Consider the following 17,366-nt stretch of genomic DNA (forward strand, 5'->3'; position numbering starts at 1 on the left):
GGTCCGATGGAGAAGGTCGCGGACATCGCTTCCGACATCGGCGAGTACATCCGCCAGCAGCGCAACACCGCGAAGATCTCGTTGCGCCAGCTGTCTCCTCCCTCTGTACCCCCGGTGTTCGCCCCTCCCCCGATGGAGAGGCGAACGTCCTATTCCTCGGCCAGCGGCTCCGCCTGGACCCGCTTCAGCGCGGGTGTGCAGACCGACGCGCCGAGCAGGGCCACCCCGACCCCGAGCACGACCGGCGCCAGCAGCCACGGGCTGAGCACGATGCCCCGCGCGTCGACCATGCTGTACAGCCCAACACCGACGAGGACCCCGACGATTCCCGCGCCGATGGTGGCGACCAGTGCCGGCAGCGCGGCTTCCATCCGCAACGCCCTCGCCAGCACCCGCACCGGCGTGCCCGCGGCCATCAGCGCCCCGAAGGTGCGGCGGCGGTCCATCACCGAGCCGGCGGTCGCCACCGCGGCGCTGCAGCCGGCCAGGATCCCCGCGGCGAGCAGCCCGATCACCGTGACCCGGCGCAGGTCGCCGAGCTCGGTCTGCTGGTTGTACAGGTACTGGTCGCGGCTGCCGATCTCCGCGCCCGCCGCCGGCCCGGCCAGCGCCGTCCGGACGATCTCGCGGTTCGCGTCGGTGGTCGGCGCGACCACGGTGTAGTCCGTCGGCACGAGCCCGGCCGGCAGCGCGGCCGGATCGATGATCAGCGTGCCCGACAGGTCCGAATCACGGGGGTGCACGGCTTCCACCCGCGTCCCGGACTTCGCGGCCACCGCCGGCCCGTCCCACGCGGTGGCGAACTTGTACTCCGCCAGGTCGAGCGCCGTGTCGCCGAAGACGGCCGGGCCGCCCGTGCAGTTCTCCGGCGTGAGCCCGTAGCGGGTCAGCTTGACCGCGTCGGCGCAGTTCATCACCAGTGCCCGGTGGCCGTACCGGTTGGGCTCCTGGCCCTTGACGAGGTAGACCTCGCCGACCGCGACCGCCTTCTCGTTCTGGCCGTACTTCTGGAGAGAGGCGTTGGCCTGGTCGACGATCTGGCCCGAGTGCGGGGCATCGGTGTCGACGTAGAGCACGGAGTCGGCGAACGACCGGCCACCGCCCACCATCGATTCGAACGTCGGCAGCAGCGTCAGCGCCATCGACCCGGCGAACACCGCCAGCACGATCCCGGCGGACGCGCGGTAGGCGCCCTTCGGGTCGTCACGCAGACGGCGGCCGGCGAGCAGCGCGGACGGGCGCCGCCAGATCCGGACGAACGTGCCGCCGACCGCCGATGTCACCCACGGCCCCACGATCGCGGCCGAGGCGACCAGCAGGAACAGCCCCACCATGACCAGCCCGATGCCGCCGGTCTCCTTCACCGTCGTCACCGCGACGAGGAAGAACAGCCCGGCCGCGGGCAGCGCGAGCAGACGCCACCAGCGCAGCGGCTTCTTCGTGTGGCCGCCGGTCGCGAACAGCGGGTTCTTGAGCACGCGGCGCAAGCCGAGCACGCCGGCCAGGACCACGAGCACCGGGATGGCCACGACGATGAACACCGTCAGGCCGATCGGCAGCGCGAAGTCGGACGCCAGCCAGGTGCCCCCGGCCCACGGGACGAACGACGCGAGGCCGTGCAGCGCCGGGCTGATCAGCAGCCCGAGCAGCGCTCCGATGCCCGCCGACAACGTCGTTTCGGCGGCCACCATGTTCGTGACCTGCCCGGGCGTCGCCCCGGCCAGCCGGATCGCGGCGAGCCGCCGCTCCCGCCGGGCCGCGGTCAGCCGCGCCGACGACGCGACCAGCACCAGGCTCGGCACCAGCAGCACGATGATCCCGACCCAGGACAGCAGCATGAGCAGGGCGTCCGGGCTCGCCTTCCCGCTCGGGAAGCCCGCCACCTTGTCGGCGTTCTGCGGCATCGCGTCCGGCGTGTGCCCGGTCAGCGCGACGAGCTGCTCCGGGAACCGGAGGCCGGTTTCGCCGAGCGCGCCGACGGGCTTGCCGAACCGGTCGCCGAGCTGCGCGGCCGGATTGGCCTGCAGGAGCCGGCCGAGCGCGGACGACACGACGGTCTCGCCCGGCCCGGGCAGCTGCGGCACGCCCGGCGGCAGCTGGATCGACCCGGGCGTGGCGCCGGGAGCCAGCGCGACGTCGACGCGGACGATCTGCTTGCCGTCGAAGTAGTCCCTCGACGCGTTGAAGAGCATGTTGACCGGGCCGTCGGAGCCGCGGCTGTAGAAGTCGTCGCCCTGCCAGAGGGCACGTTGTTCGCGGTTCTGCGTGGCGAACGGCAGCGTCGCCAGCAGCAGCACCAGCCCGGTCGCGACGGCCACCCCGATCGCGGTGAGGATCGCCGACGTCCGGGTCCGCCGGTCCACCCTCAGCACCCGCAGGGCGATCTGGAGCGAGTTCACGCCGCCAACCTCGTCGCGATCAGGCCGTCACGGATGGAGACGGTCTTCGGCATGGACTCGGCCAGCTCGCGGTCGTGGGTCACCACGATCACCGCGGCGCCCGTTTCGTTCGCGGCGCCGAGCAGGGCGTCCATCGTGTCGCGGCCGGTGCGCGTGTCGAGTGCGCCGGTCGGCTCGTCGGCGAAGATCACCTTCGGCCGGTGGGTCAGCGCCCGCGCGATCGCGACGCGCTGGGCCTCGCCGCCGGACAGCTCCCCGAGACGGCGGCGTTCCTTGCCGGCCAGGCCCAGGCGCGACAGCCAGACGCGGCCGGCGTCGATGGCCTCCTTGCGGCCGAGGCCGGCCAGCAGCGACGGCAGCGCGACGTTCTCTTCCGCCGACAGCTCCGCGACCAGCATCCCCGACTGGAAGACGAAGCCGAACTCGGTGCGGCGCAGCTCGCTGCGCTTCTTCTCGCCGAGGTGGTCGACCCGCTGCCCGGCCAGGAAGATCTGCCCGTCGTCGGCACGGAGGATGCCGGCCAGGACGTGCAGCAGCGACGTCTTGCCCGAGCCGGACGGCCCGACGATGGCGACCGCGTCCCCGGGCTGGATGTCGATGTCGATGCCGGCCAGGGCGTACTGCGCGCCGTAACGCTTCACCAGCCCGCGGCCGGACAGCACCGGCCCATTCGTCCACTGTGGAGTGTTCGGGTCCACCACGTTCTCCCTGTCGGTTCGGGTCTTGACGCCGATGAGCTTCGCCGAGATCAGGGGATGTCCACTTCGGGCAGACGGCCAGTCACGCCCGGTGCCGCATCGGCCGATCGGCCGAGGGACCGCGAGCCACTCGGCCAAGGTGCGGACGGCGGGGAATCCTCTAACGTCACGTTGTGCCCGCCGCGCCCTCCTCGAACACGCTCTACGCACGGACCGCCGCCCTCGTGCGGCGCATCGGCGTGCCGTCGGCCGTCCTGTTCGCCGCGCTGCTGTTCGACGTCGTCTACACGACGCAGGCCGCGCTGGACGACGCCGGCCCCCGCGCCGTCGACTTCGGGCTGTTCCCCGGCATCGTCGCGATGGTGGGCTGCGCGCTGTGGGCTCAGAAACGCGCCGCCGTCGCCGGCGCGACCGGGGCCGCCGTGCTGATCTTCTCCACCCTCTTCATCCACACGCTGGGCATCCCCGCGTACTCGAGCGTGCTGCCGAAGGTGACCATCACCGAAGTCGTGGCCGGGGTGCTGATGGTCTACTACGTGGCTCGCCGGGCGCGGGCGGGCGTGGCGTTCTGCGTGATCAGCGTGCTCGTCGTCGGCGGCCTCGTCGCGGTCTTCGGCCGGTACCGGGGCGTCGGCGACATCGACGGCGGTACGGGCACCCAGGCGCTGCTGTTCGGCCTGCTGCTGCTCGTCGGGGCGCTGGTGCCGGCCATCGCGGCCCGGGACCGCAGCCCGCGAGCCGATCCGCGGACCCGGCGGCTGCGCCGGGTCAACGAGCTGGCGATGGGGCAGTGGCCGCTGATGGGCCTGCTCGCGTTCGCCTTGCTGTTCGAGTTCGGCTACACGTATTCGAACACCACCCGCGGGTTCCCGATCCTGTTCTGCTCGATCGTCGCGGCCGTGATCGCGGTGCTGTCGCCCCGGCGGCCCGCGGACGCGCTCCTCGGCCTCGCCGGGATCATGCTGCTGTCCGCGGTCGTCACGCCGTTCCTGCGCCTGCGTTCCTTCGACTACCCGGTGCTGGGCGGCGTGCCGGCCACGCAGATCATCGCCGGCCTGGGCGTGGTGGTGACCCTGACCCGCGCCCGCGGGCTGAGCCAGTCCTGGCCTCGGGTCGCCGTGCTGTCGAGCGTCGTCGCGCTCGCGGCGATCCTCAACTCGGACGCGCGCGGCCGCCTGCAGACCGACCCCCAGGTCCTGTCGGTCCTGGCGTTCGCCGCGGCGATGATGCTGGGCATCTCGATCGCCGTCGGCCTGCTGCTGCGCTCGCGGGACGCCCAGCGCACGCAGGCCGTGCGGTCGGCGGTGAGCGACGCGCAGACCGCCGAACGGATGGCGCTGGCCCGCGAGCTCCACGACATCGTCGCCCACCACGTCACCGGCATCGTGGTGCAGGCGCAGGCCGCGCGGCTGATGGCCGAGAAGAACCCGCAGATCGCGGTCGAGGCGATGGGCCGGATCGAAAACGCCGGGGTCGAGGCGCTCGCGGCGATGCGGCGGCTGGTCCGTTCGATGCGCGGCGACGCGCCGGCCGGGTCGAGCGAGTTCAGCGAGCAGGCCACCACCGATCTCGGCGCGACCTGCGGAAGCTGGTCGAGAGCGCCAACCACGGCGTGCCGACGTCGATGCACCTCGAGCTGCCGCCGGACCTGCCGCACGAAGTCGGCCGCTCGGCGCTGCGGCTGGTGCAGGAGTCGCTGACGAACGTCGGGAAGCACGCCGCCGACGCGACCGACGCGTTCGTCCTGGCCGAGGTGAGCGGCGACGAGCTGCACCTCCGGGTGACGGACAACGGACGCGAGACGACGCGCCGCCCGGCCGGCGGGTCCGGCGGCTACGGTCTGGTCGGGATGCGCGAACGCGTCGCGCTGCTGAAGGGACGGCTGTCGGCCGGGCGAGGCCCGGACGGCGGCTGGCGGGTCGAAGCGTGGCTGCCGCTGGCCGCCGGGGAAGGGGACGAGTGATCCGGGTACTGATCGCCGACGACCAGGAGATGGTGCGGATGGGCTTCCGCATGATCCTGGAGTCGCACGACGACATCGAGGTCGTCGCCGACGTCCCGGACGGCGTCTCGGCGGTCTCGAAGGCCCGCGAACTGCGCCCCGACGTCTGCCTGCTCGACATCCGCATGCCCGGCCTCGACGGGCTCGAGGTGACCCGGCAGCTGGCCGGGCCGGACGTGCCCGACCCGCTGAAAGTGGTCGTCGTCACGACGTTCGACCTCGACGAGTACGTGTACACGGCCCTGCGCAACGGCGCCTCCGGCTTCCTGCTGAAGGACGCCGGTCCGGCGCTGCTCATCGAGGCGGTGCGCGCGGCCGACCGCGGCGACGCCCTGGTGTCGCCGCAGATCACCGTCCGGCTGCTCAAGCACTTCGACGGCGGGAGCCCGGCGAAGGCACAGGTCGCGCCGCCGTCCGAGCCGCTGACCGCGCGGGAGCTGGACGTCGTGAAGGCGGCGGCGCGCGGGCTGACGAACAGCGAGATCGGCGCCGAGCTGTACATGTCGCTGTCCACGGTGAAGACCCACCTGGCGTCGGTGCAGAGCAAGATCGGCGCGCGCAACCGCGTCGAGACGGCGGCGTGGGCGTGGCGGAGCGGAGTCGTTTCGTAATTGCGGCTGCGTAGTATCCAGAGATGCCACGCCGTTTCCACGCCCCTGTCGTTCTCCCCGCCGACCCGTCCTGTTCGCTTCTCCGTGACGCGGTCGTCGATGTCGACGCCGATGGGCGCATTTCCCACTGCGGACCGGCGGCCACCGCCCCCGAGTCCGCCGCACCGGTCACCACCCTGACCGGCATGCTGCTGCCCGGCCTGGTCAACACGCACGCGCACAGCCCGATGACGCTGCTGCGCGGCATGGGCGGCGAGCTGCCGCTGCTGCCGTGGCTCAACGAGATCATCTGGCCGGCCGAGGCGAAGCTGCGGCCGGAGGACGTCCGCACCGGCATGCTGCTGGGCTCGGCCGAGATGCTGCGGCACGGCGTCACGACCAGCGCCGAGATGTACTTCGAAGGCGAGCAGCTGGTCGACGCCGTGCTGACGACCGGCGGGCGCGTGCTGGTCGCGCCGCCGGTGATGGAGCTGCCCGGCCTGGACTGGCGCGCCCAGCTGGCCGCGATCGAACGCTGGATCGACGCCGACGGCCTGCGCTTCGGCCCCGGCGACCGGATCGAGCTCGGCTACGGCCCGCACTCGGCGTACATGCTCTCCGAGGAGGGCCTGCGCGCGACGGCGGAATCGGCTCGTTCGCGGGGCGCGTTGGTGCAGATCCACATCGCGGAAGCGGCTCTCGAAGACGCCGCTGTCCGTGAGGTGCACGGCTCGGTGCCGGCGCTGCTCGAGAAGCTCGGCGTGCTGGACGGCCGGGTGCTGGCGGCGCACGCGATCCACCTGTCGGATTCCGACATCGCCTTGTTCGCTTCGCACGGCGTCGGAATGGCCCACTGCCCGGGCTCGAACGCGAAGCTGGCTTCGGGCATCGCGCGCATCGCGGACCTGCGCATGGCGGGCGTCGACGTCGGCCTCGGCACCGACGGCCCGGCGTCCAACGACGACCTCGACCTGTGGGAGGAACTGCAGCTCGCGGCGATGTTCGCCCGGCTGGCCACGGGCGACTCGACGGTGCTGACGGCGGCGGACGTGTTTCTGCTGGCCACCCGCGGCGGGGCGGCGGCACTGGGCCGCGACGACATCGGCGCGCTGGAGCCGGGCCGCTGGGCCGACCTGGTCCACGTCGACCTGGACGACCCGGCGTTCGCCTGCGGCCTGGACGTCCCGGACGTCCAGCTGCTGTCGAACCTCGTCTGGGCGGCCGGTTCGCGGCGGGTCCGGGACGTGTGGGTCGCGGGCGAGCAGGTCGTCGCCGACGGCGAGTCGCTGCGGGTGGACCGGGCGAAGGTGCAGGCCGGGGTGGCGGAGACGGCGGCCCGGCTGCGGGCCTGAGCCGCGGCTCCGAAGCGGCACTTTCCCGTGAAAGTGCCGCTTTGGTCAGCGCGGGCGGACGATGATCTCCGTGAGGTGGGCGTCCGGGGTGGCGGACAGCGCCGTCACCACCGCCGTCGCCACCGAGTCCGGCTTCAGCAGGTGCGACGTGTCGTACTCGCGGCCCTCGCCCGCGAAGATCGCCTGCTGCATCTCCGTGTCCGTGCGGCCGGGGTAGACCGACGTCACGCGGAGGTCCGGCTCCTCCTCGCGCAGGGCGTCGGCGAAGGCGCGGACCGCGAACTTGCTCGCCGCGTACGGGGACCAGCCCGGGCGGGCGTTCAGCCCGGCTCCCGAGTTGATCACCACGACGTGGCCGCGGGCCGCGCGCAGCGCGGGGAGCAGGAGCCGGGTCAGTTCGGCCACCGCCAGGACGTTGACCTCGAAGTTGTCCCGCCACGCCGACGCGGTCGCGTCCTCGATGCGGCCCACCCGCGCGACGCCCGCCGAGTGGACCAGGACGTCGAGCGAGCCGATGTCCGCGGCCGCTCGCTCGAGGGATCCCGGGTCGGTCAGGTCGACCGGCCAGGGGGTCGCGCCCGGGAGCTCCTTCGCCAAGGAGTCCAGCGCGTCCGCGTCCCGGCCGCCCAGCAGAAGGCGGTGCGTCGGGGCCAGCTGGTGGGCGATCGCCGCACCGATCCCGCGCGAGGCACCGGTGACGAGGGCGAGGGGAAGATCCGTCATGCCCCCACCGTAGGGCTCGGGTCGGGTGACGGCGAAGGGGGCGGCGGGGTCGACCCGAGATCCACCGAGAAGGGCCCGCACCGGCCGAGAACCGTCCACTTCAGACTGAATCTCGGCCGGGGCGAGCCCGCGTGCGTCAGCGTTCGCCGATACGGCCGGGCAGTCCGAAGCGGCCCTTCTTCCACACCGAGACGATCGACGGCCGCGGCTGCGCGGTGCCGCCGTCGGGCCAGTGCGACGTCGGGTTCGCCGAGCTCGTCGCGTTCTCGCCCGGGTGCTGGACCGCGACGAGCACCAGGTTGTCGGTCACGACCGGGCCGCACGTCTCGGCGCCGACCGGAACCGAGAGGAACTGCTTGACGTGCCCGCGTTCCGGCCCGGTCACCGGCACCGAGAACAGGCCGTCGTTCGCGCCGAGCGCGTTGCCGTCGGTGGCGATCCACAGGTTCCCGTGGCGGTCGAAGGTCACGTTGTCCGGGCAGGAGATCGGGCTGACCTTGCTCTTGTCGAAGCCGCCGAAATAGGTGTCCGCCGCGGCCGGGTCGCCACAGACCAGCAGCAGCCGCCAGGAGAACCGGGTCGACGCCGCGTCGCCGCAGTTCTCCTCCCACTCCAGGATGTGGCCGTTCTTGTTGCCCACCCGCGGGTTGACCTCGTCGACGCCCGCCTTGCCGGCCGCGCCGCGGTCGGTGTTGTTGGTCAGCGCCGCGTAGATCCGGCCGTTGACCGGGTTCGGCTCGATGTCCTCCGGGCGGTCCATCTTCGTGGCCGCCACCTTGTCCGCGGCCTGGCGGGTGAAGACGTAGACCTCTTCGGCGGTGAATCCGTCCACAAAGGACTTGTCGCCGCTCGCCAGCGGGATCCACTCGCCGGTGCCGTCGAACTCGGCGTCGGACGGCAGCTTGCCGGTGCCGTCGATCTCCGACGCCGGGCTGTCGCCGGTGAAGCGGGCGACGTACAGCGTGCCCTCGTCGAGCAGCGCCGAGTTGTGCCGCCGCGCGTGCGCGCTGGTGCCGGGCTTGTACTTGCCCTTCGAGACGAACTTGTAGATGTACTCGAACCGGCTGTCGTCACCGGAGTAGACGGCGACCCGGCCGTCGGCGGTGATCTTGATGTTCGCGGCCTCGTGCTTGAACCGGCCGAGCGCGGTGTGCTTGATGGGCGTCGAGTTCGGGTCGTTGGGGTCGATCTCGACGACCCAGCCGAACCGGTTCGGCTCGTTGGGCTCCTGCGAGACGTCCCACCGCTTGTCGAACCGCTCCCACTTGCGGGTGCTCGCACCGGCACCGATGGTGTAGCGCTTGAGCCGCGCCGCCTCGACCGGCTCGGTGACCGTGCCGGCGTTCGCGAAGTACTGGTCGAAGTTCTCCTCGCCGGAGAGCACCGTGCCCCACGGCGTCACGCCGCCGGAGCAGTTGTTCTGCGTGCCGCGGACCTTCCGCCCGGTCGGGTCGGCCGACGTCTTGAGGTACTTCGAGCCGGCGGCCGGCCCGCGGACCTCGAAGATCGTGTCGAGCGTGATCCGGCGACCGTACTTGCTGGGCACGACCTCCAGGCCACCGCGGATCGGGTCGCGGCGGGTCAGCAGCACCGACAGGCCGTGCGCCGCCCAGGCGATCTTCACCTGCTCCTCGGTCGGGTTGGCCGGGTCGTACTGGTCGGCCGGGAACATGTGAACCTCGGTGGTGTACTCGTGGTTGACCACGAGCAGGTTCGTCAGTCCCAGCGGGTCCTGCGGGATCAGGCCGACGAAGTCGTTGTTGTAGCCGAACTGCTTCGCCTGCGCCGCCGCGGTCTGCTTGGTGAAGTCGAACTTCGGCGCGCCCGCGACGACCGGGTCGCCCCAGCGGACGACGACGCGCTGCGCGTAGGCGTCCGGCACGCTGACCTGGTCGAGCTTGTTCGGCGGGACCGGGTCGAAGTCGGTGCCCGGCACGGGCCGCGGCGTCGGGCCGTGCCCGGTCGCCGAGGCGGTCCCGGACGGCGCGGCGGCCGCGGTGCCCGAGGAGAGCGCGGCGAACCCGCCCGCGGCGGCGGCCATCACGACGCCTGCCTTGAACATCCGGCGGCGGGAGATGTCCTTGACGACGTCGCCGAAGTACTCGTTCCCGGACTCGTTCGCCTCGGGGTGGGCGCAGGCGTTGCCGCAGCGGTATTCGCAGGTGATCGGGGAGCGGCCACCCGGGTGAGCGGGGAACAGCGGGAGCAGGCGGTCGGGCACAGCGCCTCCATGGTGGAAGTTCGGGATCGGAGTGACCGTATGTGCCCAAAACCAGCCGATCCAGACATCCGGATGAACAGCGGATGTACTACTCGCAATGCCCTCGCGCGGCCACCCCGAACGGGCGATGGCACCCGGACGCATGGTCCAGTGGCCGTCGCTCTGCGTGGGCTGGCCAAGTCGGTTCACGGACTAGGCTCGGGGCATGGACGCGGTGATCTTCGACCTCGACGGCGTGCTGGTGGACTCCGAGCGGATCTGGGACGAGGTGCGGCGCGCGGTCGTCGCCGAGCACGGCGGCACCTGGCGCGAGGAAGCCACGCGGGCCCAGCAGGGGATGAGCACCCCGGAATGGGCCCGCTACCTGGTGGAGGAGCTCGGCGCGCGGACCACCCCGGCCGAGATCGCGACGCTCGTCGTCAAGCGCATGGCCGCCCGGTACGCCGCGGAACCGCCGCTGATCGAGGGCGCGGTGGACGTCGTCCGCCAGGTCTCGAAGCGGTGGCCGGTGGCGATCGCCAGCTCGTCGCCGGTGATCCTGATCAAGGGCTTCCTGGACGTCACGGGCCTGCCGGTCGGCGCGGCGGTCTCTTCCGAGCAGGTCGGCGCGGGCAAACCCGCACCGGACGTCTACCTGCGGGCGGCCGAGTTGCTGGGCGTCGCACCGGAGGATTGCGCGGCGGTGGAGGACACGACGAACGGGCTGCGGTCCGCCCTGGCGGCGAAGATGACGGTGTACGCGGTGCCGAACCCGCACTTCCCGCCGGACCCTGAGGTGCTCAAGCAGGCCACGGCGGTGGTGGAGAAGATCACCGACCTGGGGGCGCTGGGGTTGGGTTGACTTCGAAGCGCACCGGCGGCGAACCGGGCTTGACGTCGGCGAGGAACACTCGGTCGCGCCCCAGTGTGCCGACCACCTTCGCCTGGCTCAGGTCGCCCGCCGCGTCGTAGAGGCGCAGTTGCCGCACCGCCGGGTCGACGAGGTAGACCGCCTTGCCTGCTGGCAGCGGCCCCCCGGTCTTGCCGACGTACCCGGCGCGCACGGTGCCGGTCGACAGCCGGACGCACGACGGCGACTCGATGCCGTACTGCGATCCGGCCGGAGTCGGTTTTTTGGGCAACGCTTCGACGCAGAACAAGTTCCCGGGCATCTTGGCGGAGACCGCGTAGGAGGCCCAGGTATCCGTCTGCCCCACGAAGTCGGTGAGGGCCACCGGCTCGCCCATGCCACCCAAGATCATTGGCGAGATGTACTCCGGCTTGGCCAGCCTCAGCTCCTGCCCCGGGGTCGCGGGCGTCACCGGCGTCGGTGACGTGGCCACCCTGGTCACCACCAGCACACTGGTCAGCACCACCAGCACCGCGGCCAGTGGCGCGATCCACACCGAGGCCCGGCGCCGGCGCTGTGGCCGTCGCTGCCGGCGCTGCTGCTCCGCCCAGGCAGCGTCGAGGTTCGGCGTGACCTTCCCGGCCTGCTCCCGCAGTGTCTCGGCCAGTTCGCGTTCGAGGTCGGTCATCGCTCACCGCCCCGGTCGTCCCCCAAGTGCTTGCGCAGGTTCTCCATCGCGTGGTGGGTCGTCGCCTTGACCGTGCCCGGCGAGATGCCGAGCGTCTCCGCGATGCCCGCCGTGCTCAGATCAAGCCAGTACCTCAGCACGAGCACCTCGCGCTGGCGCCTGGACAGCCGTTCGAGCACCGCGCGGAGCTGCTGGTGCTCCCAGTTGGCCACCGCCCTGACCTCGGCCGACAGCTCGTCCGGCGGCCGGTCCTGCGGGGTCCGCCGGACCACGCGCAGGTGGCGCGTCCGCGACCGGGACATGTTCACCACGGTCGTGCGGAGGTAGCCGGCCACCCGGGTGTGGTCGGTCAAGGTGTCCCAGCGCTGGTGGAGCTTGACGAACGCCTCCTGCGCGACGTTCTCCGCGTCGTCCGCGCCGAGCAGGTGGGCCAGCCGCGTCATCTGGCCGAAGTACTCACGGAAGAGGTCGTGGAAGGTCGGCGCGCCCAGGTCCCCCGGCACGCTCTCGCCAACGCTCGCTCTCACACCCCGCCAACGCCCACCCCGCCCCACCGGTTTACCCATCCGGCCGAAAAGGCCACCACCAGGGCGTCCCCCGGTGGTGGCCTGCTTCGCCGGCAGCCTTGCTACTCGCCGTGGATGAACTTCTCGACGGCGTCGCGGGCGGTCGAGTCGTCGTACTGCTCCGGCGGCGACTTCATGAAGTAGGACGACGCCGACAGGATCGGGCCGCCGATGCCGCGGTCCAGCGCGATCTTCGCCGCACGCACGGCGTCGATGATGATGCCCGCCGAGTTCGGCGAGTCCCACACCTCGAGCTTGTACTCCAGGTTCAGCGGCACGTCGCCGAAGGCGCGGCCCTCGAGCCGGACGTACGCCCACTTGCGGTCGTCGAGCCACTGCACGTAGTCCGACGGTCCGATGTGGACGTTGCCCTTGCCGAGGTCGCGGTCGACCTGCGAGGTGACGGACTGAGTCTTCGAGATCTTCTTCGACTCGAGCCGCTCCAGCTCCTTCATGTTCAGGAAGTCCATGTTCCCGCCCACGTTGAGCTGCATCGTCCGGTCGAGCTGGACGCCGCGGTCCTCGAACAGCTTCGCCAGCACGCGGTGCGTGATGGTGGCGCCGACCTGGGACTTGATGTCGTCACCCACGATCGGGACGCCGGCGTCTTCGAACTTCTTCGCCCACTCCGGGTCGGAGGCGATGAACACCGGCAGCGCGTTGACGAACGCCACACCGGCGTCGATCGCGGCCTGGGCGTAGAACTTGTCGGCCACCTCGGAGCCCACCGGCAGGTAGGAGACCAGCACGTCGGCTTCGGCCTCGCGCAGCGCGGCGACGATGTCGACCGGGGTCTCGTCGGACTCCTCGATCGTCTCGCGGTAGAACCGGCCGAGCCCGTCGTGGGTGTGGCCACGCTGGACGGTGACGCCGAGCGGCGGCACGTCGGCGATCTTGATGGTGTTGTTCTCGGAGGCGAAGATCGCCTCCGACAGGTCGCGGCTGACCTTCTTGGCGTCCACGTCGAACGCGGCGACGAACTCGATGTCACGGACGTGGTACCCGCCGAAGTCGACGTGCATCAGGCCGGGGACGCGGGTGGCCGGGTCCGCGTCGCGGTAGTACTGGACACCCTGGACCAGCGACGCCGCGCAGTTGCCGACGCCCACGATGGCCACCCGAACGCGGCGGTTCTCGCCCATGGGGGTTTCTCCTTCAATCCGTGTCTGTTCAGTAGGTCTGGTGCCGCGACGCTGCGGCCCGGCCGCGGCTCAGGTCTCCGGACCCTGCCGTTCGGCTTGTTCGTGCGCGATCAGCTCGTTGAGCCAGCGCACCTCCCGCTCGCTGGTCTCCAGCCCCAGCCGGTGCAGCTCGCGGGTGTAGCGATCGATCTTCTCCTCGGCCCTGGCCAGCGCCGCCCGCATACCCTCACGGCGTTCCTCCACCCGGCGCCGCCGGCCCTCGAGGATCCGCAGCCGCACGTCGGCCGGGGTCCTCGAGAAGAAGGCCAGGTGGACGCCGAAGCCCTCGTCGTCCCAGGTCTGCGGCCCGGCGTCGCCGAGCAGCTCGCCGAAGCGCTCCTTGCCCTCCGCGGTGAGCTTGTAGACCCGCCGTCCCCGCCGCGACCAGGCCCGGTCGTCGGCTTCGTCCAGCTCCTCGACCAGGTACCCGGCCCGCAGCAGCTTCCGCAGGGTCGGGTACAGCGAGCCGTACGAGAACGTCCGGAACGTGCCGAGCGTCTCGTGCAGCCGCTTGCGCAGCACATACCCATGCATGGGCGCTTCGTGCAGAAGACCGAGGATCGCGAACTCCAGCACACCGCACCCCCTTCCGGGAACAAACCGAGACGACGGGCGTTGCTCCGAACGATCGCCTCGATCCAACCTACTCAGCCACTATATCGCGCCGATACATCGGAGTGGCGAAGCTAACCCGCCCGAATACCCAATGCGGGCGAAATTCACCGGAGAGTTATCGATCGTCCGGCGTGTCCGCGCCGGTCCGTCGCCTGGTCGCGCTAGGGGGCGTGGACGACACAGGAAGAGCCCGTACTCTGTCCTGGTGATTAACCAGCGGCAGGTCGTGGACTACGCGTTGCAGCGCCGTGCGCTGCTCGCCGAAGTCCGCTCCGGGCGCGTCGGCAGCTACGAAGCCTGTGACGCGAGCCCGTACCTGCTGCGGGCGGCGAAGTTCCACGGCCGGGCCGGCGACCTGCCCTGCCCGATCTGCCGCCAGGAGCCGCTGACCCTGGTGTCCTGGGTCTACGGTGAAGAACTCAAGCACGTCGCGGGCTCGGCGAGGACCCCCGATGAGCTGGCCAGGATGGCCGGCTCGTTCGCCGAGTTCACCGTGTACGACGTCGAAGTGTGCCGGGCGTGCCACTGGAACCATCTGGTCCGCTCATACGTCCTCGGCACGGGGGAACCGGCCGGTCCACGAAGGACCGCGGGCCGGTGAGCTGTAACACAACCGCTGCAGAGCGCAGAACGGCGCAGCGCCGGGCGCCGGTCTGGGAGGCCCATTCGTGAACGACGACCGCAATCGCTCCTGGCCCGGCCAGGAGCCAGATGCACCTCGCCGTGCCCAGTCAGGCCCGTGGCCGGGGGAAGACCCCGGACCGGCGTGGCCCGGCGAAGAAGCCCCCCGCCGACCCCGAGGGGGCTCGGCGCAGCGCGGCACGCCGCCGCGAGGCGTCCCCTCCGGCAGCGGCCCGGAGTGGCCGTCCGGCGACGAAGGCGGGCCCCAGTGGCCCGCCGGAGACGAGCCGCCCCGGCGGCCGCAGCGACCGCGCCAGCAGGGCATGCCGCCACGGCGGCCGATCCCGCCGCCGGGCCAGCGCCCGGCGCAGAGCCCGCCAGGGTCCCCGCCGCAGGGCTTCCGCCAGCCGTCCGGCCGGCCGATCCCGCCACCGCAGCACGAACCGGACCTGATCACCCACCACGCGCACAACGGCACCGACGACATCGGCCGCGACCCGTACGACGACGGCTACGACAGCTACGACGACGCCGCCTTCAACGAGTTCGCCGACGACGTCGAGCCCCAGGACGAGCTCGACGAAAAGGGCAAGAAGGTCCTCACGCCGGCGCAGCGCAAGAAGCGCCGGTGGAAGATCATCCGGCGCGTCGGCTACGGGTTCGTGGGGCTGTTCTTCGTCGTGCCCGCGATCGCGTTCGTCATCACCTATTTCATGGTGGACGTGCCGACGCCGGAGAGCATCAAGTCGCTGCAGAACCAGCCGATCACCTACTTCGACGCCAACGGCCAGGTGCTGGGCCGGGAACTGCCGCCGGGTGGTGACCGCCAGCTGCTCAAGCCGGGCGAGATCCCCGACGTCGTCAAGCACGCGGTGTACGCGGCGGAGGACGCGACGTTCGAGACCAACTCGGGCTTCGACGTCAGCGCCATCCTGCGGTCGGTCAGGAACCAGGTCAGCGGCGGCAAGGGCGGTGGTTCGACCATCTCCCAGCAGTACATCAAGCAGGCGACGCAGAACGACGCCCAGACGCTGACCCGCAAGTGGACCGAGCTGGCCAAGTCGTTCAAGATGAACAACCAGGAGTCCAAGGAAGAGATCATCACTTCCTACCTGAACATCGTCTACTTCGGACGCGGGGCGAACGGCATCCAGGCGGCCGCGAAGGCCTACTTCAACAAGGACGCCAAGGACCTCAACGCTTCCGAGGCGTCGCTGCTCGCGGGCCTGATCCAGGGCCCCGGCAAATCGGAGAACCAGGACTACGCCCATCGGCGCTGGACCTACGTGCTCGACCAGATGGTGGCCAACAAGTGGCTGCGCCAGGACGAGCGGGCCGCCTTCCAGTTCCCGACGCCGATCCCGAAGAACGCCAACAAGGAGCAGAACTCGGGCAAGATGACCTACCAGCTCCAGCAGCGGATCAAGGACGAGCTGGCGGCGAGGGGCTACGACGAGAACAAGCTGTTCTCCTCCGGCGCCAAGATCTACACGACGCTCGACCCGGCTGCGCAGGCGGCCGCGGAGCAGGCCGTCCAGGAAGGCATGAAGGGCCAGACGGACGAGAACCTGCTCAGCGCGCTGGTCGCGGTCAACCCGAAGACGGGCGGCGTGATCGCCTACTACGGCGGGCCGGAACTCGTGAAGGACCCCGAGGGCAAGGACGCGATCGGCCAGGACCGGGCCAACCAGGCACGGAACCCCGGGTCGTCGGTGAAGGCGTTCGACCTCACGGCGTTCCTCAAGATGGGCAAGGGCCTCGGCGAGACGTTCGACGGCTCGGACAAACGGGTGCTCGGCGGGCGCACGGTCCGGAACGCGGGTGACAGCTCCAGTTGCGGCAAGGACTGCACCGTCGCCAAGGCGATGGAGATCTCGGCGAACACCGTGTTCTACGACATGGTCCTGAACGTGACGAAGCCGTCACGGGTCGCGGAAGCGGCCAAGGAAGCCGGGGTCAAGGTCGCGCCGAACGGCAAGAGCATCCTTTACACCGACGACAACAACATCTCGCTCGGCGGTGGTGGCACGGCCGTCACGCCGGAGGACATGGCGGCCGCGTACGCGTCGTTCGCCAGCGGCGGCACTTACCACGAGCAGCACTTCGTGGCGAAGCTGACGAACGGCCAGGACGAGGTGGAGTTCGACGAGAACAACGTCAAGACCAACCCGGCGTTCGACGACGACGCGGCCAAGAGCCAGCAGATCGCGGGCAACGTCACCGAGGCGCTGAAGCCGGTCATCAGCCACTCGAACCTGAAGTGCCCGTCCGGCCACGAGTGCGCCGGCAAGACCGGTACGCAGCAGTACACGCCGAAGGACAGCGATCCGGCGGCGTACAAGGACCGCAACGCGCAGACCTGGATGGTGGGCTACACCCCGTCCGTGTCGGCCGCGGTCTGGGTCGGCGGCGACGGCAACAAGCCGCTGCACGACTCGAAGAACAAGCCGATCTTCGGTGCCACGATCGCCGGTCCGACGTGGCAGAACTTCATGAACCTCTACCTCAAGGGCAAGCCCGCGGAGAAGTTCGACAAGGTCGCGCCGATCGGCAAGGACGTCAACGACGTGACCCAGACGCCGACGAAGCCCTCGGAAACGGCGAGCACGACGACGACGCCGACGCCCCCCTCGTCGCCGACCGAGACCCCGCCGCCGTCGGAGAGCTCGTCCGAGACGCCGACGAAGCCGACCCGGCCGACCCGGCCCGGGTTGCCGGGGACGTCCGTCAATCCCGGTGAGGGCGACACCTCCGGTGGTGGTGGCGGGCTCCTCGCGCCACCGGGTTCAGGACCCGGCTGACCGTTCAGGGCCCTCCGCGACCACGCGGAGGGCCCTGAACCGTTTCGGGGGTGATCGTTCCGGCAACCCGCCGGGGTCAC

The 17,366-nt window shown here is 71.0% G+C and carries 13 protein-coding genes and 2 pseudogenes; 7 read left to right on the forward strand and 8 right to left on the reverse strand.

Annotated elements, in window-relative coordinates; genetic code table 11:
* Window positions 1-6: 6 nt before the first annotated feature.
* Window positions 7-96 (forward strand): annotated as a pseudogene (locus AB0M82_RS17695) (transcriptional regulator); the annotation flags it as partial.
* A 53-nt stretch (window positions 97-149) separates the two neighbouring features.
* On the opposite strand, the gene AB0M82_RS17700 reads toward AB0M82_RS17695, so the two are convergent.
* Both AB0M82_RS17700 and AB0M82_RS17705 read right to left on the reverse strand, forming a co-directional pair.
* Entirely contained in the window at window positions 150-2,399 is a 2,250-nt protein-coding gene (locus AB0M82_RS17700; RefSeq protein ID WP_364722688.1) for an ABC transporter permease, read from the reverse strand.
* Complete coding sequence (locus AB0M82_RS17705; protein WP_364722690.1) at window positions 2,396-3,097, reverse strand: ABC transporter ATP-binding protein; 702 nt, start codon at window positions 3,095-3,097, stop codon at window positions 2,396-2,398. Before AB0M82_RS17705 ends, AB0M82_RS17700 begins: the two co-directional genes overlap by 4 nt.
* A 173-nt stretch (window positions 3,098-3,270) precedes the next feature.
* On the opposite strand from AB0M82_RS17705, the pseudogene AB0M82_RS17710 reads away from it, so the two are divergent.
* The 3 genes and pseudogenes from AB0M82_RS17710 (at window position 3,271) to AB0M82_RS17720 (ending at window position 7,041) form a co-directional block, all read left to right on the forward strand.
* Window positions 3,271-5,060, forward strand: a pseudogene (locus AB0M82_RS17710) (histidine kinase).
* Window positions 5,057-5,710 (forward strand): response regulator transcription factor, encoded by a 654-nt coding sequence (locus AB0M82_RS17715; protein WP_364722692.1) that lies wholly within the window; start codon window positions 5,057-5,059, stop codon window positions 5,708-5,710. Before AB0M82_RS17710 ends, AB0M82_RS17715 begins: the two are co-directional and overlap by 4 nt.
* A 23-nt stretch (window positions 5,711-5,733) precedes the next feature.
* A complete protein-coding gene (locus AB0M82_RS17720; RefSeq protein ID WP_364722694.1) occupies window positions 5,734-7,041 on the forward strand; it encodes an amidohydrolase in 1,308 nt (435 codons plus the stop codon).
* Window positions 7,042-7,086: 45 nt separating this feature from the next.
* Here AB0M82_RS17720 and AB0M82_RS17725 read toward each other — a convergent pair whose 3' ends face one another.
* Both AB0M82_RS17725 and AB0M82_RS17730 read right to left on the reverse strand, forming a co-directional pair.
* Complete coding sequence (locus AB0M82_RS17725; RefSeq protein WP_364722696.1) at window positions 7,087-7,764, reverse strand: SDR family oxidoreductase; 678 nt, start codon at window positions 7,762-7,764, stop codon at window positions 7,087-7,089.
* A 136-nt stretch (window positions 7,765-7,900) separates the two neighbouring features.
* On the reverse strand, window positions 7,901-9,985 hold the full coding sequence (locus AB0M82_RS17730; RefSeq protein ID WP_364722698.1) for a PhoX family phosphatase: 2,085 nt from the start codon (window positions 9,983-9,985) through the stop codon (window positions 7,901-7,903).
* Window positions 9,986-10,190: 205 nt separating this feature from the next.
* Between AB0M82_RS17730 and AB0M82_RS17735 the strand changes: the two genes are divergently transcribed.
* Window positions 10,191-10,826, forward strand: a complete 636-nt coding sequence (locus tag AB0M82_RS17735; protein ID WP_364722700.1) for an HAD family phosphatase — start codon at window positions 10,191-10,193, stop codon at window positions 10,824-10,826.
* On the opposite strand, the gene AB0M82_RS17740 is transcribed toward AB0M82_RS17735, so the two are convergent.
* The 4 genes from AB0M82_RS17740 to AB0M82_RS17755 all read right to left on the reverse strand — a co-directional run bounded on the left by AB0M82_RS17740 (window position 10,795) and on the right by AB0M82_RS17755 (window position 13,825).
* Window positions 10,795-11,502: a hypothetical protein gene (locus tag AB0M82_RS17740; protein WP_364722702.1), complete on the reverse strand. Its 708-nt coding sequence runs from the start codon at window positions 11,500-11,502 to the stop codon at window positions 10,795-10,797. The genes AB0M82_RS17735 and AB0M82_RS17740 overlap by 32 nt on opposite strands.
* Complete coding sequence (locus AB0M82_RS17745; RefSeq protein ID WP_364722704.1) at window positions 11,499-12,005, reverse strand: SigE family RNA polymerase sigma factor; 507 nt, start codon at window positions 12,003-12,005, stop codon at window positions 11,499-11,501. The genes AB0M82_RS17740 and AB0M82_RS17745 overlap by 4 nt, the downstream gene beginning before the upstream one ends.
* 125 nt (window positions 12,006-12,130) lie before the next feature.
* Window positions 12,131-13,210, reverse strand: coding sequence for an inositol-3-phosphate synthase (locus AB0M82_RS17750; RefSeq protein WP_364722706.1), 1,080 nt, complete (start codon window positions 13,208-13,210; stop codon window positions 12,131-12,133).
* Window positions 13,211-13,279: 69 nt separating this feature from the next.
* Complete coding sequence (locus AB0M82_RS17755; RefSeq protein WP_013230991.1) at window positions 13,280-13,825, reverse strand: PadR family transcriptional regulator; 546 nt, start codon at window positions 13,823-13,825, stop codon at window positions 13,280-13,282.
* Between the two features lie 244 nt (window positions 13,826-14,069).
* Between AB0M82_RS17755 and AB0M82_RS17760 the strand changes: the two genes are divergently transcribed.
* Window positions 14,070-14,465 (forward strand): DUF5318 domain-containing protein, encoded by a 396-nt coding sequence (locus AB0M82_RS17760; protein WP_364722708.1) that lies wholly within the window; start codon window positions 14,070-14,072, stop codon window positions 14,463-14,465.
* Window positions 14,466-14,532: 67 nt separating this feature from the next.
* Entirely contained in the window at window positions 14,533-17,286 is a 2,754-nt protein-coding gene (locus AB0M82_RS17765) for a transglycosylase domain-containing protein (RefSeq protein ID WP_364722710.1), read from the forward strand.
* Window positions 17,287-17,366 lie beyond the last annotated feature (80 nt).

Source organism: Amycolatopsis sp. NPDC051128, assembly GCF_040682715.1.
Lineage (GTDB): Bacteria > Actinomycetota > Actinomycetes > Mycobacteriales > Pseudonocardiaceae > Amycolatopsis.